This is a genomic window from Sporolactobacillus laevolacticus DSM 442, from assembly GCF_000497245.1.
GTDB lineage: Bacteria > Bacillota > Bacilli > Bacillales > Sporolactobacillaceae > Sporolactobacillus > Sporolactobacillus laevolacticus.
The window spans coordinates 52,306-74,713 of record NZ_AWTC01000001.1 but is presented as its reverse complement, the minus strand read 5'-3'; the positions used below and the strand labels follow the sequence as shown (position 1 = coordinate 74,713).

Annotated in this window: 21 protein-coding genes, 2 pseudogenes and 1 riboswitch; of the genes and pseudogenes, 10 read left to right on the top strand and 13 right to left on the bottom strand. The window is 41.4% G+C overall.

What is annotated here, in order from left to right; genetic code table 11:
• Window position 1 precedes the first annotated feature (1 nt).
• From P343_RS19715 to P343_RS37015, 6 genes and pseudogenes are all read right to left on the bottom strand, one after another.
• Entirely contained in the window at window positions 2-913 is a 912-nt protein-coding gene (locus tag P343_RS19715) for a class I SAM-dependent methyltransferase (RefSeq protein ID WP_023508401.1), read from the bottom strand.
• 263 nt (window positions 914-1,176) lie between these two features.
• A complete protein-coding gene (gene leuD, locus P343_RS19710; protein ID WP_023508400.1) occupies window positions 1,177-1,761 on the bottom strand; it encodes a 3-isopropylmalate dehydratase small subunit in 585 nt (194 codons plus the stop codon).
• 41 nt (window positions 1,762-1,802) lie between these two features.
• Window positions 1,803-3,212, bottom strand: coding sequence for a 3-isopropylmalate dehydratase large subunit (gene leuC, locus P343_RS19705; protein ID WP_023508399.1), 1,410 nt, complete (start codon window positions 3,210-3,212; stop codon window positions 1,803-1,805).
• A 27-nt stretch (window positions 3,213-3,239) separates the two neighbouring features.
• Window positions 3,240-4,334, bottom strand: coding sequence for a 3-isopropylmalate dehydrogenase (gene leuB, locus P343_RS19700; RefSeq protein WP_023508398.1), 1,095 nt, complete (start codon window positions 4,332-4,334; stop codon window positions 3,240-3,242).
• Between the two features lie 63 nt (window positions 4,335-4,397).
• Window positions 4,398-5,534: pseudogene (locus tag P343_RS19695) on the bottom strand (2-isopropylmalate synthase); the annotation flags it as partial.
• Window positions 5,535-5,750: 216 nt separating this feature from the next.
• Window positions 5,751-5,918: a hypothetical protein gene (locus P343_RS37015; protein ID WP_023508396.1), complete on the bottom strand. Its 168-nt coding sequence runs from the start codon at window positions 5,916-5,918 to the stop codon at window positions 5,751-5,753.
• 834 nt (window positions 5,919-6,752) lie between these two features.
• On the opposite strand from P343_RS37015, the gene P343_RS19690 reads away from it, so the two are divergent.
• The 3 genes from P343_RS19690 to tpx all read left to right on the top strand — a co-directional run bounded on the left by P343_RS19690 (window position 6,753) and on the right by tpx (window position 9,461).
• A complete protein-coding gene (locus P343_RS19690; protein WP_023508395.1) occupies window positions 6,753-8,159 on the top strand; it encodes an MFS transporter in 1,407 nt (468 codons plus the stop codon).
• A gap of 148 nt (window positions 8,160-8,307) precedes the next feature.
• Window positions 8,308-8,787 (top strand): MarR family winged helix-turn-helix transcriptional regulator, encoded by a 480-nt coding sequence (locus P343_RS19685; protein ID WP_023508394.1) that lies wholly within the window; start codon window positions 8,308-8,310, stop codon window positions 8,785-8,787.
• A 155-nt stretch (window positions 8,788-8,942) separates the two neighbouring features.
• The gene (gene tpx, locus P343_RS19680) at window positions 8,943-9,461 is read left to right on the top strand and encodes a thiol peroxidase (protein ID WP_023508392.1); all 519 of its coding nucleotides are present in this window, start codon (window positions 8,943-8,945) and stop codon (window positions 9,459-9,461) included.
• Window positions 9,462-9,594: 133 nt separating this feature from the next.
• Here the strand turns inward: tpx and P343_RS19675 are convergent, their stop codons facing one another.
• The 4 genes and pseudogenes from P343_RS19675 to P343_RS19660 form a co-directional block, all read right to left on the bottom strand.
• Window positions 9,595-10,521: an ABC transporter permease gene (locus tag P343_RS19675; RefSeq protein ID WP_023508391.1), complete on the bottom strand. Its 927-nt coding sequence runs from the start codon at window positions 10,519-10,521 to the stop codon at window positions 9,595-9,597.
• Entirely contained in the window at window positions 10,521-10,727 is a 207-nt protein-coding gene (locus tag P343_RS19670) for a hypothetical protein (protein WP_023508390.1), read from the bottom strand. Before P343_RS19670 ends, P343_RS19675 begins: the two co-directional genes overlap by 1 nt.
• Window positions 10,724-11,428, bottom strand: a pseudogene (locus P343_RS19665) (ABC transporter ATP-binding protein). The gene P343_RS19670 and the pseudogene P343_RS19665 overlap by 4 nt, the downstream one beginning before the upstream one ends.
• 126 nt (window positions 11,429-11,554) lie before the next feature.
• Window positions 11,555-12,460: a DMT family transporter gene (locus P343_RS19660; RefSeq protein ID WP_023508389.1), complete on the bottom strand. Its 906-nt coding sequence runs from the start codon at window positions 12,458-12,460 to the stop codon at window positions 11,555-11,557.
• Window positions 12,461-12,562: 102 nt separating this feature from the next.
• Here P343_RS19660 and P343_RS19655 point away from each other — a divergent pair, with 102 nt between their 5' ends.
• From P343_RS19655 to P343_RS19635, 5 genes are all read left to right on the top strand, one after another.
• On the top strand, window positions 12,563-13,978 hold the full coding sequence (locus P343_RS19655; protein WP_031263479.1) for an aminotransferase-like domain-containing protein: 1,416 nt from the start codon (window positions 12,563-12,565) through the stop codon (window positions 13,976-13,978).
• A 122-nt stretch (window positions 13,979-14,100) separates the two neighbouring features.
• Window positions 14,101-15,027: a D-alanyl-D-alanine carboxypeptidase family protein gene (locus tag P343_RS19650; RefSeq protein ID WP_023508387.1), complete on the top strand. Its 927-nt coding sequence runs from the start codon at window positions 14,101-14,103 to the stop codon at window positions 15,025-15,027.
• A gap of 16 nt (window positions 15,028-15,043) precedes the next feature.
• On the top strand, window positions 15,044-15,991 hold the full coding sequence (locus tag P343_RS36255) for a VanZ family protein (protein ID WP_023508386.1): 948 nt from the start codon (window positions 15,044-15,046) through the stop codon (window positions 15,989-15,991).
• A gap of 156 nt (window positions 15,992-16,147) precedes the next feature.
• A riboswitch (cyclic di-GMP riboswitch) is annotated at window positions 16,148-16,230 on the top strand.
• Between the two features lie 65 nt (window positions 16,231-16,295).
• The gene (locus tag P343_RS19640) at window positions 16,296-16,625 is read left to right on the top strand and encodes a hypothetical protein (protein ID WP_023508385.1); all 330 of its coding nucleotides are present in this window, start codon (window positions 16,296-16,298) and stop codon (window positions 16,623-16,625) included.
• 75 nt (window positions 16,626-16,700) lie between these two features.
• Window positions 16,701-17,687, top strand: coding sequence for a 3-oxoacyl-[acyl-carrier-protein] synthase III C-terminal domain-containing protein (locus P343_RS19635; RefSeq protein ID WP_023508384.1), 987 nt, complete (start codon window positions 16,701-16,703; stop codon window positions 17,685-17,687).
• 112 nt (window positions 17,688-17,799) lie between these two features.
• On the opposite strand, the gene P343_RS19630 is transcribed toward P343_RS19635, so the two are convergent.
• A complete protein-coding gene (locus P343_RS19630; protein WP_023508383.1) occupies window positions 17,800-18,708 on the bottom strand; it encodes an AEC family transporter in 909 nt (302 codons plus the stop codon).
• Between the two features lie 825 nt (window positions 18,709-19,533).
• On the opposite strand from P343_RS19630, the gene P343_RS36545 reads away from it, so the two are divergent.
• Both P343_RS36545 and P343_RS19620 read left to right on the top strand, forming a co-directional pair.
• Window positions 19,534-20,088, top strand: a complete 555-nt coding sequence (locus tag P343_RS36545) for a class I SAM-dependent methyltransferase (protein WP_168371013.1) — start codon at window positions 19,534-19,536, stop codon at window positions 20,086-20,088.
• Between the two features lie 90 nt (window positions 20,089-20,178).
• On the top strand, window positions 20,179-21,051 hold the full coding sequence (locus tag P343_RS19620; RefSeq protein WP_023508381.1) for a PhzF family phenazine biosynthesis protein: 873 nt from the start codon (window positions 20,179-20,181) through the stop codon (window positions 21,049-21,051).
• Window positions 21,052-21,198: 147 nt separating this feature from the next.
• On the opposite strand, the gene P343_RS19615 is transcribed toward P343_RS19620, so the two are convergent.
• Both P343_RS19615 and P343_RS19610 read right to left on the bottom strand, forming a co-directional pair.
• Entirely contained in the window at window positions 21,199-21,678 is a 480-nt protein-coding gene (locus tag P343_RS19615; protein WP_023508380.1) for a flavodoxin domain-containing protein, read from the bottom strand.
• 13 nt (window positions 21,679-21,691) lie between these two features.
• Complete coding sequence (locus P343_RS19610; RefSeq protein ID WP_023508379.1) at window positions 21,692-22,303, bottom strand: TetR/AcrR family transcriptional regulator; 612 nt, start codon at window positions 22,301-22,303, stop codon at window positions 21,692-21,694.
• Window positions 22,304-22,408 lie beyond the last annotated feature (105 nt).

The window sequence follows — 22,408 nt, the reverse complement described above, 5'->3', positions numbered from 1 at the left end:
ATTATTCTTTTACTGCATGAATGTAATAAATCGTTTCGAAAGCAGACAAATAGTCGCTTCGGTGAGCAAAATAGCGGTGATTAATTTGGTTTGGCGATAATTGCTCATAAATAAGCAATCCAGATTCCTCAAGTAGATGCTCCATTTCTTGATAGGAAAAACATGATTTCATGGGTCCGCCGCATGCGGCAGCACTTTTGACCATGTTTTCTACTCTGTTCGACAATCCTTTGGTTTCAAAAAGCGTTTCGTCAGCATAATCGAAAACGATCGAGCTTCCGGAAGGCACTTTGCTAAACACATTTTCTAGTAATCGTGCATTTTCTTCTTTCGTCAAATAATAGCTGACGCCAAGCAAGCTAAATAAAGTTTTCTTATGGACCATACCTTCGTGAATTAATGATTGAACGGCAAAGCCTTTGGTAAAATCCATAGGAACAAAATGAAGATTGTCCGGCGCAGTTAATCTAGCTTGTTCTAAGCGCTTCTTTTTAAGTGCTTGTGTTGCTGGATGGTCTACTTCAAAAAATTCTAAATGATTCAGTTCAGGATGCCGCAAGCAAAAAGTATCCATTCCTGCACCAAGTAAAACAACCTGTTTTAGACCGAATTCAAGCTCATGCAACACTACTTCTTCACAATAGGCTGCTCGAGCTAACGGAGTTGGTGAAAGCTGAACTTGTGTGATCCATTTCAGGATTTCATTCGGATTTCCCTTGAATTTTTCTGCGATTGCTGGATTGAAAAACTGTATGCCTTGAATCAATTTTTCTTTGATGTCGTTTAATTCTTCCTGTGAAATTAACTCTTGAGCAAGAAAATCATCAAAAATCTTCGGTGAATCAAACTGATGATGATAAGCTCTGCCGAATGTAGAAATTAATGAGGTTATGCTGGACTTACCTTTTTCCAAACAAATATCCTCCTTTATAAAACAAAAAAGATTCCCCTGGCCAGGAGAATCTCATTATATACGATATTTATATATTTGTAAATTATAGCATAAATAAATAATTTTGTCAATAACTAACTTGATCATGTCAGACGGAAATTGAATCTCTGAGTGCCATGTCACTGTACGTTCTAGTTTTTCATAGAGTTCATCGACTTTGCTGCCAAAGTAAAAAGGACTCTCTTTAACGAAAGTCCATTTACAATAAATTTCAGTCGTACTACTTACATTGCATGCCTTTGTTCATAAGCCGTGATATCGTTATCGTAATTCAATGTAATGGCAATTTCATCAAGACCTTTTATCAACAGTTCTTTTTGATAAGGATCAATATCGAATTTTTCCTTAAATTCATTACCTGTGAGCGTTTGTTCTGCGAGATTTACAGTTAGATGGAAGGCCCCTTGAGATGCACAACCGATTAATGTTTCAACTTTTCTCTCGTCAAGCCGAATAGCCAGGACGCCATTTTTCTGACAGTTATTGAAGAAAATGTCGGCAAAGCTAGGTGCAATGATCACGCGAAAACCGTAATCTTGAAGTGCCCAAGGCGCGTGTTCACGTGATGAACCGCAGCCAAAATTGTCTCGTGCAACAAGAATAGAAGCACCTGCATAGTCGGGTTGATTCAGAATGAAGTCTGTTTTCTTATTTCCTTTCTCATCAAAGCGCCAGTTATAAAACAAGCAAGCGCCGAATCCTTTGCGCTCGACGCGCTTGAGAAATTGTTTTGGAATAATTTGATCTGTATCTACATTTGTTCGGTCGAGCGGACAAACGAGACCTTCAAAGGTTTGAAATGCTTTCATAATTTTTACCTCCCAAACGATTATTGTGATGAAAGAGTCAGTTAGCGTGTGGTGGCGAATTCGCGGATATCGGCGAAATGACCATGAATTGCCGCAGCGGCAGCCATTGCTGGACTAACAAGATGGGTGCGTGATCCGGTACCTTGGCGCCCTTCGAAGTTGCGGTTTGATGTCGAGGCACAGCGTTTTCCGGATGGAACGATGTCGTCATTCATTGCAAGGCACATACTGCACCCAGCTTCGCGCCATTCAAACCCGGCTTCTTTGAAAACTTTGTCCAGGCCTTCAGCCTCAGCCTGTTTTTTAATGGTGTAGGAGCCGGGAACAATAAGGGCCCGAACGCCTTCGTGAACATGCTTACCGTTCGCAATCTGTGCTGCCTGCCGCAGATCGCTGATTCTGCTGTTTGTGCAGGACCCGATAAAGACTACATCAATTGGAATATCGTGAATCGGTGTGCCCGGTTTCAGATCCATATATGTGATCGCTTTTCTAGCCGCTTGCCTTTTCTCCTCAGATTCAAAAGATTCAGGATCCGGAACAGTATCATTGATTGATGCACCCATTGACGGGTTGGTTCCCCAAGTGACTTGAGGTTCGATTTCAGAAGCATCAATTTCAATCGTACGATCATAAGAGGCTCCTTCGTCGCTAGCCAGTTCCAGCCATTTTCGTGTTGTTTCTTCGAATACAGCACCTTTTGGCGCGAAACGCCGTCCCTTAATGTAATCAACGGTCGTTTGATCAGGACTTATTAATCCGGCTCTTGCCCCGGCTTCAATTGACATATTGCAAACGGTCATCCGTTCCTCCATGGACAGTCTACGAATGGCTTCTCCAGTATACTCAACGATATGGCCAGTTCCAATCGAGATACCGTATTTAGCGATGATGGCAAGAATCAAATCTTTCGCACCGACGCCGATGCCGAGTTGCCCGTTAACCTTAATTTGCATCGTTTTCGGCCGTTTCTGCCACAAAGTCTGAGTAGCCAAAACATGTTCGACTTCACTCGTTCCAATACCAAAGGCGATCGCGCCGAAAGCACCATGCGTTGAGGTATGGCTGTCCCCACAGACAATCGTTTTTCCTGGCTGTGTCAATCCAAGTTCAGGTCCGATAACATGGACGATTCCTTGGTGAGGACTATAAATGTCGGCGAGTTCGATACCGAAGTCTTTACAGTTTTTCTGAAGCGTCTCGATCTGGATTTTAGATATCGAATCTTTCGTTTCTCTGTTTTGAGCAGTTGGTACATTATGGTCAACGGTCGCGAAGGTGCGTTCAGGACGTCTGACTGACCGATGATTCATGCGCAGTCCCTCAAAGGCTTGAGGAGAGGTCACTTCGTGGACAAGATGAAGATCAATGTAGAGTAAATCTGGTTTTCCGTTTTCTCTGTGGATCAGATGCTGATCCCAAATTTTTTCGATGATGGTGCGTGGCTTCATTGGTTTTCCTCCTCATTGAATGATCATTTATTGGGTAACTGTACTGTTTTGATTCATTGTGTTAATCACAAGATCCGTTATCTCTGTTGTGTTTACAATCTTGTCATCTTGGTGATCAATCTGTAAATCACCGGTATGGTAGCCTTGGTTTAGTACCTCACGCACTGCGGTTTCAATCTTGGAAGCTTCTTGGTCCATATCAAGAGAATAGCGGAGGAGCAAGGCTGCTGATAAAATAGTCGCAAGCGGATTCGCTTTGCCTTGCCCGGCAATATCAGGAGCCGAGCCGTGAACCGGTTCATACAAGCCGACTTTATCCGATCTCAGACTTGCTGACGGCATCATCCCAAGAGAACCGGTAATGACTGAAGCTTCATCACTTAAGATATCGCCAAACATATTCTCAGTAACGAGCACATCGAACTGTCCGGGGTTCGTGATCAGCTGCATTGCTGCAGAATCAACGAGCTGGTGATTTACCGTCACTTCCGGGTAATGTTTGGCAAGCTGATTCACTACTTCACGCCACATACGGCTAGATTCCAAAACATTCGCTTTATCGATTGATGTAAGTTTTTTACGTCTTTTCATCGCAAGCTGAAAGGCTTTTTCCACAACGCGTTGAATTTCCGTCCGGCTATAGGCGAGAGTATCGACGACTTGTTCGTTATTCGCTCCGCGCCGTTCACTTGGTGTCCCAAAATATAAGCCTCCGGTGAGCTCGCGCACAATAACAAAATCAACATTTTCCACAAAGGTTCGTTTGAGTGGTGAGGAGTCAATCAATGCTTGGTATGCTTCAACAGGACGCAGATTAGCGAACAATCCCATTGCTTTTCGAATGCCGAGCAGGCCTTGTTCCGGCCTGATATTCATTGATTGAGCATTCCACTTTGGTCCGCCGACAGCACCTAATAGAATCGCATCACTTGATTGGCATTGATCGATTGTCTCTTGCGGAAGTGGAGTGCCATAGGTATCAATTGCCGCTCCTCCGATTTTCTTCTCGACAAACTGAACATCTTGTTGGCTATGTTTCATTATGGAACGGAGTACACGAACCGCTGATGCAGTTACTTCTGGACCAATCCCGTCGCCTGGTAAAACAGTAATAGTTTTCATCTGGAACAACTCTTTTCATCGCGAATTCTGAATCAATTAACGAACTGAAGTCTTTTCATACCTGGAGAATAGGGATCGGATATCACGATCTGAGATCTCTTTCTTTCTGTCCGCCAGGTTTTTAAAAGCGAGAAAGGACTGATCAACTTGTTCCTCAGTTAAGTGAATGCCCATTTCGATCGCTTTTTTTCTGAAGGCGTGACGTCCGGAGTGCTTTCCGAGTACAAGTCGGCCTGAGTCAAGTCCAATCAGGGAAGGTGAGATAATTTCGTAGGTTTTCGGATTTTTCAAAACGCCATCTTGATGGATTCCGGCTTCGTGAGCAAACGCATTGGCGCCGACAATCGCTTTGTTTCCGGGAATCGGACTGTTCATTAATCGGCTGACAAGCGCACTTGTTTTTTTGATTTCATCAAGCTTTAGCTGTGTACGGACATTGAAAATATCTTTCCTGATATGAAGCGCGACGCCGATTTCTTCGAGTGCCACATTTCCGGCTCGCTCGCCAACACCATTCATCGTACATTCGACTTGCCGGACACCCGCGCCGACTGCGGCCAGCGTGTTAGCGGTCGCCATCCCAAGGTCATTATGGCAATGGCAGGATAGACGGACGCGATCAATATTAGGCACATGTGTACTGACATATTGGAACATCGCCGCATATTCCTGAGGTGTACAGTATCCTACTGTATCAGGTAGATTGATAACTGATGCCCCTGCGTCAATGGCTGCGGAAATTACGTTGGACAGAAACGCGTAATCACTGCGCGAAGCATCTTCACATGAAAATTCAACCTGAGGGAAGAAACGGTGAGCATATTTGACGGATTGGACCGCCATTTCGAGCACGTCTTCCGGTTTCTTGCGTAATTTATAAGTCATGTGTACAGGTGAAGTAGCGATAAACACATGAACACGCGGACTTTCTGTTTGTTTCAGCGCTTCCCATGCGGCATCAATATCACTTTTCATGGAACGGGCAAGACCCGTGACAGTGCTGTTTTTTACAATTTCCGAAATGCTCTTGACCGCCTTAAAATCTTCGGGAGAAGCAGCCGGGAAACCAGCTTCGATCACATCGACCTGAAGGCGTTCCAACTGCTTTGCCACCTGCACTTTTTCTTGTTCATTCAGGCTACAGCCTGGGGCTTGTTCTCCGTCTCGGAGTGTTGTGTCGTAAATTTCAACCTTTTCCATTTTCATTCTCCTTTCCTTGATTAGTGTTCTGTTTTTGTTTTGCGCTTTATCTATTTTGTAAGAAGGCTTAGTTAGCCAAGTCTTCTGCGCAAGCTGTATATAAATTAAAAAGTCCTTTCACTCCGCACACCAATCGCAAAGGCGATTAGTATGCAGGGGTGAAAGGACTCGTTTCACGGTACCACCCGGCTCTTCAATATTCTCGCGAATATCGACTCAGCGGCAATTCCGGTTTTCCCGGAATGTCTTTTTTGATAACAAGTGCTTGTAACACTTGGCCGATCCTACTAAATCGTTCAAATCGGCACTCAGAGGCGAGTGTGTGATCAGCGGTGCTGCCGGATTTTCACCAAGCTCCGACTCTCTGGAAGCATCCATGCTCATCACTTTATCCTCATCATTGATTTAACTTTTAAAAATCATTTCGTCGTTAATTTGTTTGTGCTCCTCATGATACAGAGTTTATTTTTTTTGTCAACAGCATTTTCGAAATATTTATTGAATTACTTTTATGACGTATTTGGTTAAAAAAGCGGGGGAACAGTATTCTTCAAAGGTGCAGGCGCTGAAAAATTATGCGTAAAAAATTTTTTCTGCACTCAATAAAGCTATTAAAAGCCAACAGCTTGTTCAAAAATCTAATAACCGTATCAAAAATGATATCTTAAACGTTTTGAAAATGAATTTATGTATACTTGATATTTCTGTCCGACACATAATTAGCAGGTAAGCAGCTTATTCAACAGATGAACAGGTTATTAAACTCTTTTTTCAAAATTGACTGTTGACAGATCAAGAACATGAGGAGTAGACTGACCATACCTTAAAAATTCGATGTGAAAGGAATCCTTCTGATGAACGTTTTACGGCGATTGCAAAACCTACGATCTGAATTGTTGCAAGGGCTAGTTGTATTGACTCAGCCTAACTTCATTCAATAGTAGGGCACTGCAACCGTACGGTTTTCATCAACGGGAAGGTTCGTGTCCTGTTCATGTACTGTATGGGACATTTACTCTTCACATTAACCCATTCATCCATGAATGGGTTATTTTTTTACACTTTTTTAGTGAAAATGCATGCGAGGGTGATCGTGATCCAAAAAAATTACAGATGAATGCACTAGAGAAAGATGGCAGAAAAGCGGAGTGTTGAAAAGAGAGATTAAGTGTTTCTGTTAGGATAATTCCTAAAAAAGGATAAAAGGAGCAGACAAAGATGAACGCAGAAGGTGTCGCAAGCAGTGAAGAATTAAGGATCAGGCAGAAAAACTATGTACCTGAAGAACATTATACAGAAAAACAGAGACAGGAACTTGAAGCACGGATTAATAATCTTCCTGTGACAAAGACTATGTATCGCATTTTTACATTGATTACATTGGGGATGCTGCTTGATGGCTTTGACGTCTATCTGGCAGGGGGAGTGCTAGGACAACTTGTGCAAACCGGCTGGTCATCGCTTGCCTTGAACGCTACATTTATTTCGACAACGTTTATCGGGCTATTTTTCGGATCGGTAATTACAGGTTTTGTTGGTGATTGGAAGGGGCGCCAATTTGCTTATCAAATTAACCTATTCATTTTTGGTATTGGATCACTTGCAAGCTTCTTTGCTCCTAATATGACAACCTTAATTATTCTCAGAGGTATCAGTGGCATTGGACTAGGTGCTGAGATCGTGACTGGTTTCGCACTGCTCGGTGAATTCGTTCCAGCGGGTTCGCGTGGAAAATGGGTCGGAAGTTTATCTGTCCTTGCCAATTGTTCTGCCCCAATCGCTACCTTTCTCGGATTCTTGATTATTCCTTCGATCGGCTGGCGATGGATGTTTGCCATTGCGGGAATTCTCTCCCTCATTGTTTGGTATTTTAGGCGTAGTCTTCCTGAATCACCAAGATGGTATTTTTCGCAGGGGAAATTTAGCAAGGCAGAGCAGATTGTTTCCATTTTTGAAGCTGAAGCAAGGGAAAAGGGGATCCAACCAAAACATAGTTCACAACAAGTAAATCAAATTGTGACGAAACACGGCAGCTACAGTGAATTGTTCAGTAAAAATGCCATCAGGAAAACCATTCTAGGCTGCATGATATTAGCTGCGATCAATACAGCTGCTTATACATTTGTGACGTGGGTGCCCACTTTACTCGTCAACAGCGGAATTACTATTTCGAAATCGTTGGGCTATACGGCATTAATGATGATTGGTGCTCCGGTTGGTGCGTTTATTGGCAGGATCACCGTTGACCGGATTGGCCGAAAGTGGATGATTGTTGGCGCGTTTATGATGACGGCACTTTTGGGTTATATCTATGCCTTTCAGAATCAGCCTACCATGATCATGACCATAGGATTTCTAATGACTGTATGCCTGTATATTCTTATGGCTGTCGGACTTTCGATTTATGTTCCTGAACTGTTCTCCACCAGGCTTCGCATGCGTGGCAATGGAACAGCGCAGGCGGTTGGACGTCTTTTTACCATTGTAACTCCTTACGCGGTGGCATGGCTGCTTACGTACCAAGGAATTCTCGCCGTTTTCGTCATTATTGGTGTATTCCTTGCAATTGTCGCCGGATTAACCATAGTCTGGGGTCCTGAAACAAAACAGCAGATATTAAAATAACTGAAGTAAATGCGGTGTCAGTTTTTAATAAATAGGTGCTCATTGAAGTGATGGGCACCTGTTTTGCTGTGTTCATCAAAGCAATTTTTTTGACATCATCGTTTATATTGTGCACAATATAATTATCAATTTAAAAAGAGGGATCGGTTTGAAGGAATATCTGAACTTGCAGGATCATCTGTGTTTTTCAATATATGCTTGTTCCCGAGCGATTTCTCGAATGTATCGCCCCTTACTCAACAAGTTAGGAATTACCTATCCGCAATATCTTGTTCTGCTCGTATTGTGGGAAAAAGGAGAGCGCTCAATTAAAGAAATAGGAGAACGTTTAGATTTGGATTCTGGGACATTGACGCCATTGTTGAAAAGAATGGAAGAGAAGCAATTGATTCAGAGAACCCGGTTGAAAACGGATGAACGTGTAGTCAAGATCTCTTTAGCGCCAAAAGGTGAAGTGCTTCATGAAGAAGCGGCATGTATTCCTTCAGCGCTGGTTGAATCCAGTGGCATGAATATAGAAGAAATTGTTGAGTTAAATGAAAAGATTAAAGCCTTGACGAAACGAGTCCTCAGTGCTGAATCTCATAATTACTTTACGAAGCAAGATGATGACAGCATTATTGAGTAAAAATTTTTCGGTTTTATATTGTGCAAAATACAATTTTGCACAATATACTTTTAGGGGGTGATGTCGGAGAAGCTCGCTCATGTATGGTCTATATGGCAGGGGAATTTGATTATTGAAATGCAAGATATCTTTTATTTTGAGTGGAGGAATATAAAATGAGTGAAGAACGCACCGGAGTTGCAACAATACAAGGAAATCCATTAACTTTGATCGGTCCAGAGTTGAAGGTGGGGGACAAGGCGCCTGATTTCACGATCAATAAAGACTTGATCGAAGAAGCTAGCCTCTCAGATTACGAGGGCAAAATCAAATTGATTTCGGTTGTTCCTTCTCTTGATACATCCGTTTGTGAAGCGCAAACGCGCCGCTTTAATGAAGAAGCATCGAAACTGGGTGACAAAGTTAAAGTGATTACAATTTCAGTGGATCTGCCATTTGCGCAAGGGCGCTTCTGTTCAGTTGCGGGCATTGAGAACCTTGACACTTTATCCGACTATAAGTTCCGTTCATTCGGCAAGAGCTATGGCGTGTTGATCAAAGAACTTCAACTCGATATGCGTTCTATTTTCATTCTGGATGAGAGCAATACCATCCGATACGTGGAATACCTCGAAGAAATGACCAACCATCCGGATTACGATGCAGCATTGAGCGCTGTAAAAGCATTGCTATAAAACATAAGATTGACTGTATGAGTAAGGACTCAAGTGACGTCGATAATAAAAAAATCATAGCAGCTAAGCTATGATTTTTTTGTGCGATAGAATATAAAGTAATTTAGTTGTCAAAAAAGAGATTTGCCATAATCTACATAAATTTAAGCACAGTGAGCAGCAGGATGAGTCCTCCCGTCCATACAGTGGACGGAATAATGATCCATCTCTTAAAACGAGCCCAGACAGGACCTTCAATTTTTTGATCGTATGGAACAACATAAAGAAATTCATTTTCCATAATTCTTTTGAAGATTAGATTCAGCCAAAGATTTAGAAAGAAGAGAAAAGCTGCAAACATTAACCACTTAATCACTAACGGCAGCAGGCAAAGAGCAATGCTTGTCAGAATAATAAACTGGATGTAACTCCTAATCACAGATCCGTCTCGAAGAAAAACTTTGAGTACCAATTCAAGTAACCCATTCTCCTTGCTTCTTACCTTAAACATTCGCTTGGATTTTCTGAACAAAATTAGCGGTTTTCTGCTTCTTGTTTTCGGCGGCTTTTCCACATCAATTGAGAAATTCATAACGAACCTTATGTATTTATTTGCCTCCAGATCCTCTATTTCAAGTTCTCTTATAAACCCTTTAATAGATGAAGCCTGTCTGAATTGAAGGTATGCAAGTAGCAAAGTAAATAATGCGCCACAAATACCATAAACAGATGGATCGACAAATGAAAACAGAATCGTAAGGATATCAATAGTAAAAAAAACGATGATCTTCTGGTACAGAGGACGGCTGATGTATTTTTTTAGCGTGAGAATGATTAGCTTGAAGCTACAAAACGCTAAATAGAGATAGATGATCGAAGGTACGGAAAAACGGAAGACTTGTACGAGGATCGGAAGTGCGAGAAGAAAGATCAGCGTGATCCATACCAAATTCTGAACAAGAGAAAAGAATAACGCCCGTAGTTTCAGCTGTCGGATAATGCCTCTCTTTTGAATCAGAAACAATTTGTCTGCTTCTAATAAATACGTTCTGAAGTTTCCTCCGCTTGACAATAAGAGCATTAGAAACAGCACAGAGGGGAGGGGAAAGAGAGGGCTCCAGTAATGATTAACCGTTTGCCATCTTCATGGTACAAAATAGGTAGAAGAACGGCTGCGGGAATGACAAAGTACAAAAGTATCCAGCCATCAATGACAGAGCGCGCGACCCCCAATTTCTTCTTCCATTCCTGAGACAGCCGTTTGGCAAATAATCGTTGTCCCATCATCGTTCTTCTTCCTCCGTCAACGTGTCAAAACAGTCTAATAGTGAGCCGTTCCTGAGTTCACTTTCTTCGCGAATGTCTTCAAGGGTACCCTGAACAATAAGCTTTCCTCTGGATATCATAACGAAGCGATCACAAATTTTCTCGGCAGTATCGAGAACGTGGGTGGACATGAGTATCCCAGCTCCTGCTGCTTTTTCCTCTTGTAGTTTCAGTAAAAATTTTTTGATTGCTTTAGGATCAAGCCCCATAAACGGTTCATCTATAATATATAATTTGGCTTGTTTTAGGAAGGCGAGCACCAGCATGGCCTTTTGTTGCATGCCTTTTGAGAAACGATCCGGATATTGATGCACGACATCAGTGAGTCGAAAAGTTTCTAGAAGTTCATGAGCTTTTTGTAAAAAAGGTTGTTCTTCAATGTTTTGTGTGGAAAGCAGAAAGTCAATATGCTCCCATAAGGTGAGTTGATCGTAAAAAATAGGCCGCTCAGGTATGTAAGCATAGTCATCGACATGCACTTCACCTTTGATATGTGAGATGATGCCTAATATGGACTTAATTGTTGTGCTTTTTTACGCACCGTTTGGACCAATCAATCCGACTAGTTCACCGGGTTGAACAGAAAAATGAATATCTTTCAGTACGGTTGACTCGTGGGAATAACCTGCTTCCTGTATAGATACTGATAGTGACACTCTCATCCCCCTATTAGAATATAAGACTTATTTTATATTTAGTTGATTTTACCATATTCGCTCATCATGTAAACCCGTCTGTGAGTTAAAATATGAATGCTGTTTACACTTTTAATCGCTAATCCTGCTCATTTACTCTAGCTTTGGTTTCCGAATAAGTGAACGGATCTGTCCGGCATTAGCAATAACAACACCTGAAATGATCGTTAATGATCCAATGATCGAAATACTTGATATAGCTTCTTTATAGATCCAATGGCCAATAATTAGGGCAATAATTGGTGAAATGTAAAGCCAAGTTGAGGGGAAGATTGGATTTGTCCGAACGACGAGCCAATAATAGATTGTGTGACCAATCATCGAACCAATAATGGTTAAATAAAGTAATGATCCGATCGTATTTCCGGTAAATAAAGAGCTATAATTGATCTTCTCGGTGAACATCGACAGAACAATAAGCGCGGTTCCTCCACAGATCATCTGAACCGCATTCAGTGTAATCGGTGACATAGTCGAAAAAAGGGAATTAACCTGCTTTGAGTAGACAGTTGCCGCCGCATAACCTGTTTCTCCTAACAAAATAATGACACATCCAAGTACAGCATAGCCATCACTTTTAACAGTAAGATTAGGCAAAATGAGCATGAACACACCAACAAAACCAATTGCGCATCCGATTAATGATGAGACAGTTATTTTCTTGTGGAGTGCAATGACTTGAATAATGATGATAATCATTGGCCCGGTTGCTGAAAGAACGGCTGCCATGCCTGAACTGACATATTGTTCGGCCCAATACAGTGCGGCGGAAGTAGAGAATGTTAAGCCTAATCCAATAAACCACAATTCTTTGCGGAGAAGCAAACTCAATTTCGCTTCTTTTCTCAATAACATCCAGATAAAAAGTAATATACCCGCTAAAAAGAAACGGACGCCTGCGGAGAAGAAAGGCGGCGTGCCTGTATCAACTCCGATCTTAATTGCTAAAAAGGTAGTTCCAAAGATTAAACATAAGCTTATATAATTAATGACTATCATTTTCGTTCCCCCTTTACTCAATTGTAATAAGCGGGGGACAGAACAGATGATAAGCTATAGAACAGATGGCAGATGATGGTGTACAATAAAAAAATGGAGGGGATGCAGTTGAACAGATACATCTCAGAGGCTAATCACTCGAAGAATCTTTATGAGCAAGTGTATGATTACATCAATCATCGGATCGATCGCGGAGAGTGGCAAATGCATGACAAGCTTCCTTCGATTCGTGATTTGGCGCGTGCAATGAATGTTCACAGATTAACCGTGTTTAAAGCTTATCAGTTATTAAAACAGAAACAAAGAGTGTATGTGAAGGACAAATCCGGTTATTTTGTATCCCCAACTTATAGGGATGAAGTTCCAATGAATGATGCCCATATCTCCACTTCGATTCAAAGAAATTATTTGTCGGACATCCAACAGATACCAGCTACTTATCAATTTTCGCAAGCGATTATCGACCCCAATTTATTACCGAATCACTATTTTTCGGAATACGTGAAGAACGTTTTCGATCTGTATCCAAAGGTTCTGGGCTCTTATTCACCTCTACAAGGAGATGAAGAATTAAGAGGGGCACTTACTGAGTATTTTTTGCAAACAGAGAATCTCTATGTATCCGCAGATGAAGTACTCATCACGACCGGCGCGCAACAAGCCATTGATTTTGTCGCTGAAGTTCTGATAAAACCTAGAGATACTGTTTTTCTAGAGAGACCAACGTACAGCGCAGCGATTGATATCTTCCGGCAGAAGGAAGCACGCATCATTCCGATTGACATTCATCCTTATGGTTATGATCTCGATCGGGTTGAGTACTTAATGAAAAAACACAAACCACGTCTCTTTTACATAAATCCAACGTTCCATAATCCGACTGGCTATACATTGCCAAAAGAACAGCGAAAAATGCTCGTTGATCTGGCGGAGCGCTATCGCTGTGTTCTCGTTGAAGATGATCCATTTCATGATATCTTCTTTGACCATAAGCCGCCGCATCCGCTTTTTTCCTATGATACAAGCGGCTATGTCATTTATATTCGCAGTTTCAGCAAATATATTTCACCAGGCTTGCGTATTGCATCGGTTTGCTGTCGCCCATGGCTAATGAAACAATTGCTTATTGCCAAATCACTGTCCGATAACGGTACACCGCTATTAAATCAGAAAATTTTTCTTCACTATTTTTTATCTTCAAGGATGCAAAACCATTTGGAAAAACTTCGTATCGCATTGAACGTGCGAAAAGGACTCATGGAAGAAGCACTTTCCACAACAGATTGGAAATGGGAAAGTCCTAATGGAGGGTTCAACTTGTGGGTGAATGTGCCGGAGCACATTCACGTAGATACGCTATTTAAACAAAGCATAGAACAATCCGTTTCATTTGTTCCAGGCGAGTACTTTGATCCGGAACGAACAATGAAATCCTGGATACGGCTCAGTTACTCATTTGCCAATGAAAAGGATATTAAGGAAGGGATACGGCGATTACGAGCTGTGATTATCTCGTAAATTTAAAATTCTATGTGCTCCTTTCTTTTCTTTGCAAAAATCTTAAGAATTTCATAAGAAGATTTTAAAAAGAAAGCTCCTTTTTTGATGGTTTAATAGACATATCAGAAAGGAGCTATTTTATGCAGAAAAGAAAAAGGATGAATGTACGGTTTCTGCCCTTAATCATTTTTATCATGCTTATGTTCATCCTATACGGTTTTATCGCATCCGGTTCTATACTGTTCGGAACAGCTTCAGAAAGGGTACCGGAACAAAAAGGATACACGATACATAGCCGTCAAGCCATTCTCGTTGATTTAACTACGGGTAAGACTCTATTTCGGCAACAAGAAGAGCAGAGAGCCTATCCCGCCTCTTTGACCAAAATCATGACGACCCTTCTTGCCATTGAACACATCCATGATCTCCATAAAACAGTCCAAATGCCTGCCACTGTGTTCTCTGATTTAAGGGATAAAGATGCTTCAATGGCAGGTTTTTTGCCCAATGAAGATGTGAAAATTATTGATCTTCTTTACGGAACGCTGCTGCCTTCCGGAGCGGACGCATCAGGGACACTGGCAATTTCCGTTGCCGGTTCAGAACAGGCTTTTGTCTCAATGATGAATCAGAAGGCAGCTGAGCTTGGGATGAGACACACGCACTTTGCGAATGACAGTGGTCTTCAAGATCCTCGGCACTATACAACGGCAAAGGATTTGTCATTACTTTTATCCTATGCTTTAAAAAATTCCACCTTTCGCCAGGTGTTTACGACAAAGCAGCATCGAATCGATCCAACTAATCTGCATCCGGACGGAATAATGCTTCACAGCACACTCTTTCAGAAAATAGGCTCAGGACAAATTAACGGAGGAGCAATCCTCGGCGGAAAAACCGGTTACACGGATGAAGCCGGGTTATGTTTGGCATCATTAGCCAAAATGAACGGACACGAATACATACTAATTACCCTGGGTGCACCTGGTAATCACAGCACGACTCAATACGATATAGAAGATGCTTATACGATTTTTAAAAATCAAAACGAAAGGAACGCGAGATAAAGAAAGGGGGGATCTTATGGTCAGAGGAGTAGAACCTATTCGGCTTCTTAGCACATTCGGAAAATGGCGTGAATGGATGTATAGACAACAGCCATTGAAATTGCTGCTTATTAGTTTTCTTTTTGTATACGTGCTCATTTTATTGAAAGATTCAGTTGTCGGAGACCGATCGATTTCAACGTTGTTTACCCATTGGCACGAGCGAAAAGAGATGCGCTTTATTAATTGGGTGCCGCTTAATATTATCACTACACTTTTTTATTTCTCTGATCATCATGACCAGAGACTCTGGCAATCATTACTAGAATCATTCATCACATTTTCTGCGTTTCTGCCGTTAGGTTATCTACTACCGGCCGTCAAGACGAAACCGATAGAGTTTGAACAGTTTATTGCAATACCGGTTGGATTGAGCCTATTGATTGAAGCAGGGCAATACATATTGGGGACCGGAAGATGTGACATTGATGATTTAATACTGAACGTTTTAGGTGCGATTACTGGGTTTGTTATCTGGCATTTGTTGTCTGAATGGGTACCCGCTCAAGGCGTAAGAGCACGGATACTGGTTATTATAACCGCATTATTCTTTATATTTTGGCTTTCCGTTCAGCAGGTTCAAAAAACAACAGATCCAAACTTTTCAGAGTATGATCCAAAGATAGACGGATATTCATTGAGTATTCCTGATTATTCAGGAGATTATTTGAGTGGAAATGTTCAGCGGATGGAGATCAGACTGGACAAGGATCAGGGAAACGTTCAGGTACAAATAGCCATCAGTCGATCAACACAACTCTTCATTGAGCATGCATCTGCTCATTTAAGATTTTCACCAGCATCCTATAAACCCACTAAAGCCAGTCGAATGAGCAGAATACCTGAACACACGAAAGTGAAAATTTGGGGTAGGGAGATCAATGGTCAATTTTTTGCAGAGTTTGTAATCCTACAGTACGGATAATGTCAATAGATATCAGCTCATACAGAACGGAATTCTTCTAATATAATAAGTAACTCGATGAGAAAATAAGACTAATACTAATAGCACTGTTATGGTCGTTATTAAAATTATATGATACGAAGGTAACGCGAATTGATAAAAATTGCCAATTTAATAAAATGAAAAGAGCAAACTAACCGAAAGATTAGGACGCAAAGCTGCGGGTCTAAAGCGAAAGCAAAGACAGCCGGGTTACCATTAGGACATAGAAGCTGTGAGATACATGTCATGGCTTTTTTTGTTAATAAATTTTGGAGGTTTTTCAATGGGCAAATACAGTGTTTCGACATCAGGAAATGACATCAATGTTGTTTGTGAAGGCGTATTTACGATGGAGGATGCAGCTGGTTATGTGGAAGAGTTCAAAATAGCTGCTGCTAAAGTCAATCCGGCAACCGCTCATCTCATGCTGGACGGTTCAGGATTGAGAGTATCTTCACAGGAAATGGTCGGCATGCTGACCAATATTATTACTATGTACAAAGAGATGGGCTTTAACGACATCACAATGAACTTAGGAAAGAGCGCAGTCTTAAATATGCAGATTAAACGGCTGGCAAAAGAAGCCGGTCTTACGCAATTTAAATTAATCTAAAACGGACAAGACCGGAAGTAGATACTTATCCGGTCTTTTTCATATCAATCATTTATGTAAACGGAGGTCATCAGAATGATCAATGTGAACTTATTAGGAATTGAAGTATACCATGGTCAACAGGTTGTTCCCAATGATACGTACATCGACCATTTTAAGAAGAAAGGCAAAGATCTCGCGCATTTTTTTGAGGACATTATCGGCATGGACAAGCGGTATTTGGTTGATTCTGAAAAAGAAAACAGCGTGACGATGGCCATTGCTGCTGCTGAAAAAGTTCTTGATAAGACAGGACTGACTGGCGAGGATATCGACATGATTGTTCTTTCTAGCTTTTTTCCGGAGTACACCGCCCCGCCAAGTTCCATTCACTTGCATCACGCGATCAACGGGAAGCCCGACTGCATATGCCTTGATCTCAATGGGGACTGTGCGGGCATGATCTTGTCTCTTGAAAATGTAACAAAATACATGTCCGTTACTAAAGAAGTGAAACGAGCGCTGATCGTTGGTTCGGATTACATCAATTCCGTAGTGAATCCGGATAATGAATTTTGCCACGGACATTTCGGTGATGCCGCATGTGCCATTATTTTGGAGAAAACGACGGATGAACGCGGACTGCTTGGATCAAAATGCAGGATCAACTCAGAAGAGCACAATAACATTCTTTTTCCGGGCTGCGGTGCCTCTAACTTGAAAAATGCGGATAAACGCGAATGGCTGCTCGATTGGAAACCATTCGAAAATGTGTCGCTTGAATCAGCTGCAAAAAATATGCTGGATCTGCTTCAAGAAAACCAGCTCACTGTTGCTGATATAAGCATGTTCTGCTTTTCTCAATATGCGTACGCAAATATCGTTGATCTTCGCAAGCTGATGGACATTGATGAAGCTCACTCGATTTTCATTGGTGGCAAATATGGGTATACCGGTACCAGCAGCCCTTTTATTGCATTCTATGAAGCGATTGCCAACGGAAAAGTGAAACGCGGTGATTATGCGATGTTCTGGACAATCGGAGCAGGTTCCCAAAACATTGCCGTTCTCTTCCGTTATTGATATTGTCTTAATCTTTTTATCTAAAAAAGTTTATAACGAATAAAAATGCAGGCTTGCTTTTTGCCTGCATTTTTGTTCGGGTATACAAATTATTGTTCATGTCGTAAATCAATTAGCCGATGTATACCAAAAGAGGGAGATAAATAAAACTGAGAATAGTTGTAATCGACACAATAAGTGAAATCATCTCTGAATCCCCATCGAATTTCTCAGCAAGCATAACGGTGTTAATTGCAGCCGGCATGCTGATTTCGACAAACAATACGGACGCTAACAGGCCATGAATCCCGAGAGTAAACAAGACTACTTTAGCAATAACCGGAACAATGATTAAACGGAGAAAGACACCAATCCACACCTCTGGACGGCGTAAGCCAGAACGTTTGGTATTCGCTAATTTTATCCCGAGAATGAGCAGAACCAATGTCGGATAAGCAGTACCAAGCATTTGTACAGCAGTGGAAATTCCTCTAGGAAGCTGGATATGGGTTAGAGCCAGAAGTATGCCGGCAAGGCAGGCATAGATGAGTGGCGATTTCAGAATATGATTGGCTGCCTGTTTGCCGCTCATCGAAGCGCGCGACGCGATATACATGCCTAGGATATTTACAAGAATGATCTGTCCGATGACATAAACTGCACCTAAGGCAAACCCTTTAGGCCCGAATGCTAAAAGTAGAACTGGCAGTCCATAATTGTTTGAGTTGCTGAATATGGTTGTTAAGGTCAATGCTCGGCTGCTGCGCTCGGAGAAACGGGCAATTTTTGCGGTCAGGATTGCTGTCAGCCACAAGACCGCAGTCATTATAATTGAAAATAAAAAAATATGAATGACATTGTTCTCATGCATATGTGACTCAGACAGGGCGGACAGAATAAGTGCGGGCGCCAGTATGTACAGAGCAATGTCTGCAAGTAATTTTGTATCTACAGGACGATTTTTTTGCAGGATTGCGCCGCAGGTACAAATGATTAAGATTGGAACACTGATCGACATCAGAAGATGCAAGTAAGCGGTCATGAATATGCCTCCAGGAGCAAAGCGATCTATCCCCTGATTCGAGATTTAATAAGAAAATTCAGCTCTATGTAAAAATTTATTATCTCGATATGTGTACGTCAAAATCAGGAGTGATCACTTAAAATTAAGTAACGAAAATATTTTTCTCTATCATACCATGAGATGTCCTTTCATTGATCATTTTGTCGTAACTCATGCATGCTCTTGAAATTCTAAGGGTTTATTTATAGAGGGTGTTCGAAAAGTCCGGGAAAGGGTAAGAAGGATCTTCTGCTAATTACATGCACGTCCTGTGCATAACGCAGAAGTCACCGCATCCTGCGGAAGTNTCCGGGAAAGGGTAAGAAGGATCTTCTGCTAATTACATGCACGTCCTGTGCATAACGCAGAAGTCACCGCATCCTGCGGAAGTTCTCTGTGTCAACTTGCTTCTTCGCTCCTCACGTTTTCATAATAGTGGAACTTCAACTAAGAACGCGTACGTCCTGTACGTAACGTTGAAGTCACTACATCCTGTAGAAGCACGCTCCGGTGCTCGAAACTGCGTTTCCTTGACCTTCTTGGTCCTTTTTGTCCTCCTTTTCGAACAGACTCTTATAGTATAATAAGGTTAAAATTTCATAGATTCATTGTGAGCTAAGATCCTTGCGGAATACATAGGTTAGCATTTAGATAGATGAAAAAATTTAAGCCCGATTGGTCAGGTGATCCATTATTTTTAGGGAGCATTCAAATGTCGTATGGGGAACATTATGCAGCAAATGCGGTTATGCATGTAGCGTGTTGCAGAAGGAGCATCATCCTTGGAATGAGACATCTTTCACTTTGAAGATTAGATGCCCAAGATGCGGCACAGAGAATGTTGTCGACCAGAAAGCTGCTGCTTATTATTACAATCATCGAATTCATAGCTATTTCAATGATCTCTCAGGTACAATACTTGACTTGGGATGCGGAGGGGGATTCCTGAGTAGGTACTTGATGGACAATAAACGTATTAAGGTCATCTATGGACTTGATCAGGACGAAGCGTGTAATGACCAGTTGACGGATATGACAGTTCTTAGCAAGTTTCAGTTTCTTCATTCTGATATTGCTCAATTAAGCAAGGTGTTTGCTGAACAGACTCTGGATTTTTTAGTCAGTCGTGATGTTTTTATGTTTATTGAGGATACAGATCGATACTTTGACGATGTAACCAATCTAGTGACTTCAGGCATTCGACAAATGGGCTGGTTCATCAGTCAAAATGAGAGAATGAAAAACCAACTCACTCCGGAACAGATTGTTGAAGAATACCGAAAGAGAGGATGGAACGTCTACCTTGAGCCTCTCGAGTGGTATAAAAGCGGTTATTTTATTCGTGCGGACCGGCAGTGATAACTTCAACAGGCAAAAAGATGCAATAATCTTATATTTTTGAGTTTCGAAAAATTAGATTAAAAGCGAAAAAAAGGAACGTGATAAAAAATGGATGTCGAGGTATTTACCCTAAATGCTTTTTCAAGTGAGCCTAATGGTGGAAATCCGGCAGGTGTTGTCTTTGGTGGAGATACTTTGAAACCGAATGAGATGCAAGAGATTGCACGCCTTGTCGGTTTTTCGGAAACGGCCTTTGTGCAGAAATCAAAAGTTGCTGATTACAAAGTCAGCTATTTTACTCCGAATGCCGAGGTCGATTTGTGCGGACATGCTACCATTGCCACCTTTTACCTGATGCTGCTGCAAAAGAAAATCGGTTATGGCGTCTATAAAATTGAGACCGGCGCGGGAGTACTGGAAATTACGGCTGAGGAGGGCAACCGAATTTTTCTTTCCCAGGCTTTGCCTTTATTTTCGGATCAGCCAGATCGAAATGAAATTGCTGACTCCCTCAATATTCCCATAGCAATGCTGGATGAAAAGTTGCCGGTCGAAGTTGTCTCCACAGGACTTAGAGATATATTCGTTCCAATTAAAAATCAAGATACACTGAACAGGATCGTGCCTGATTTTAAAAAAATTGCACAAGTAAGCCAAAAATATAAAACAATTGGCTATCATCTATTTACCTTGGATGCTGAGCAAGGTGTTATAGCTTATTGCCGAAACTTTGCGCCTTTATATGATATTCCGGAAGAAAGTGCGACTGGTACATCAAATGGAGCACTGACCTGCTATCTGCATAAATATAAAAAAATAGCCAATCCAAGTGTCCAGCCATATATCTTCAGGCAGGGAGACAGCATGAACCGGCCATCAACTATTTTCACCAAAATCAAATGGAGTGGTGATCATATTCAGAAAATCGAAGCAGGGGGGACGGCTTCAAACATCCAGAAACGCTTGCTTTCCCTTTCGTAAACGTGATCCAAAAATCCGGGCATTTGCCGGATTTTTTTAAATGACAGGAAAGTATAATTTTTTGAGGGGATTACTCATTCAAAAGCGAGACCCCGCAGCGACATGAACTACGGATCAACTAAGGATCGGGCGCTTCTTGTCTAAAATTCATTTATTAAATGCTTGAGAAAATGATGCAATACGGTCATCATACAATTCTGATGTACTGACACTGTCGCCCTTAAAAGCACGTAAAATCAATTTATCAAAGAATCGAAGCTTTTCAAAGTTAAAGACATAACCAAGAGTATCCTTAACTAAAGCATGCTTATATAAGTCTTCTGGAAATGCATTTCTAAACTCGTTAAGCACATAATCTTTGTCAGGATGTCCAGCGCAGATGTAAAGACCGACATTTTTCTTTTTCAGCTCTTCTAAATTTTTGTTGATATAGTTGGTGAGTTGCTTTTGTATTTTGCCCATGTAAATGGAACCGCCAAGAATCACAGTATCATAATGGTTGGGAGTCGGTGCTGGATCTGTCATAACATTAATTAACTCAGTGTTGCCATCCAATTGGTTCTTAATTCTTCGTGCAACTTCAGCAGCGCTTCCGTATTTGGTTGCGTAAATGATTAGTGATTTCATGAATCATTCTCCTTTAACGAAACATTTTTAATATAAGTTCTGCTGCCTGCTCAGCGAGACGTTCTTTCTGGTCTTTGTCTACATCTTCAATAATGATTCTTGTCGCCAATCCGAATAAGGTGCTCCAAATGATTTGCGCGGCAAGCTCAATATCCGCATCGCTTTGGTTCGCGAATGCCGGGCATACGCGAAGATCGCTGCATAGCGCTTCGAGCGCCGGTCTCTCTTGTGCAGCACCTTTATGAAGCACAGATGTACGTTGAAGTATGCGTGGTAAATCGGAAATCATCACGTTTTTATAAAAAGCGCCCATGTCTGTAACAAGCCGGATGTAGGCGACAATTCCATTTTTAAAATCCTTTTTTGAATAGTATTCTGCAGTCGTTTTAACAACCTCAACAATTTTTTCGTAATCCTCTTCTAAGAGCGCGTCAATAATTTCTTCCTTATTATTAAAATAATGATAGACAATCGCCGGAGAATAATCGATTTGCTGCGCAACTTTTCGAATGGATAGATGTTCTATGCCGTTATGCGTGAGTAGCACACGAGCAGATTGAAGAATAGCTGCTCGCATCTCTGCTTGCTGCTTGTTTTTTCTTACAGGAGTGCTGATAATAATCACTTCCCTTTTTATTAAACAGTGTTTAATATAATCTGAATATAATTGTTTTCCGTTTACCTGTCAACAGAAGGAGACCTTCTTAAGTGGCAAAAAAATGAGGATCAG

Bases quoted from the DNA above. Each gene is read 5' to 3' on its own strand.
- leuD (WP_023508400.1), bottom strand. From the start codon at position 1,761: ATGAAAGCATTTCAAACCTTTGAAGGTCTCGTTTGTCCGCTCGACCGA.
- leuC (WP_023508399.1), bottom strand. From the start codon at position 3,212: ATGAAGCCACGCACCATCATCGAAAAAATTTGGGATCAGCATCTGATC.
- leuB (WP_023508398.1), bottom strand. From the start codon at position 4,334: ATGAAAACTATTACTGTTTTACCAGGCGACGGGATTGGTCCAGAAGTA.
- P343_RS37015 (WP_023508396.1), bottom strand. From the start codon at position 5,918: ATGAGCATGGATGCTTCCAGAGAGTCGGAGCTTGGTGAAAATCCGGCA.
- P343_RS19690 (WP_023508395.1), top strand. From the start codon at position 6,753: ATGAACGCAGAAGGTGTCGCAAGCAGTGAAGAATTAAGGATCAGGCAG.
- tpx (WP_023508392.1), top strand. From the start codon at position 8,943: ATGAGTGAAGAACGCACCGGAGTTGCAACAATACAAGGAAATCCATTA.
- P343_RS19675 (WP_023508391.1), bottom strand. From the start codon at position 10,521: ATGCTCTTATTGTCAAGCGGAGGAAACTTCAGAACGTATTTATTAGAA.
- P343_RS19670 (WP_023508390.1), bottom strand. From the start codon at position 10,727: ATGATGGGACAACGATTATTTGCCAAACGGCTGTCTCAGGAATGGAAG.
- P343_RS19660 (WP_023508389.1), bottom strand. From the start codon at position 12,460: ATGATAGTCATTAATTATATAAGCTTATGTTTAATCTTTGGAACTACC.
- P343_RS19655 (WP_031263479.1), top strand. From the start codon at position 12,563: ATGCAGTTGAACAGATACATCTCAGAGGCTAATCACTCGAAGAATCTT.
- P343_RS19650 (WP_023508387.1), top strand. From the start codon at position 14,101: ATGCAGAAAAGAAAAAGGATGAATGTACGGTTTCTGCCCTTAATCATT.
- P343_RS36255 (WP_023508386.1), top strand. From the start codon at position 15,044: ATGGTCAGAGGAGTAGAACCTATTCGGCTTCTTAGCACATTCGGAAAA.
- P343_RS19640 (WP_023508385.1), top strand. From the start codon at position 16,296: ATGGGCAAATACAGTGTTTCGACATCAGGAAATGACATCAATGTTGTT.
- P343_RS19635 (WP_023508384.1), top strand. From the start codon at position 16,701: ATGATCAATGTGAACTTATTAGGAATTGAAGTATACCATGGTCAACAG.
- P343_RS19630 (WP_023508383.1), bottom strand. From the start codon at position 18,708: ATGACCGCTTACTTGCATCTTCTGATGTCGATCAGTGTTCCAATCTTA.
- P343_RS19620 (WP_023508381.1), top strand. From the start codon at position 20,179: ATGGATGTCGAGGTATTTACCCTAAATGCTTTTTCAAGTGAGCCTAAT.
- P343_RS19615 (WP_023508380.1), bottom strand. From the start codon at position 21,678: ATGAAATCACTAATCATTTACGCAACCAAATACGGAAGCGCTGCTGAA.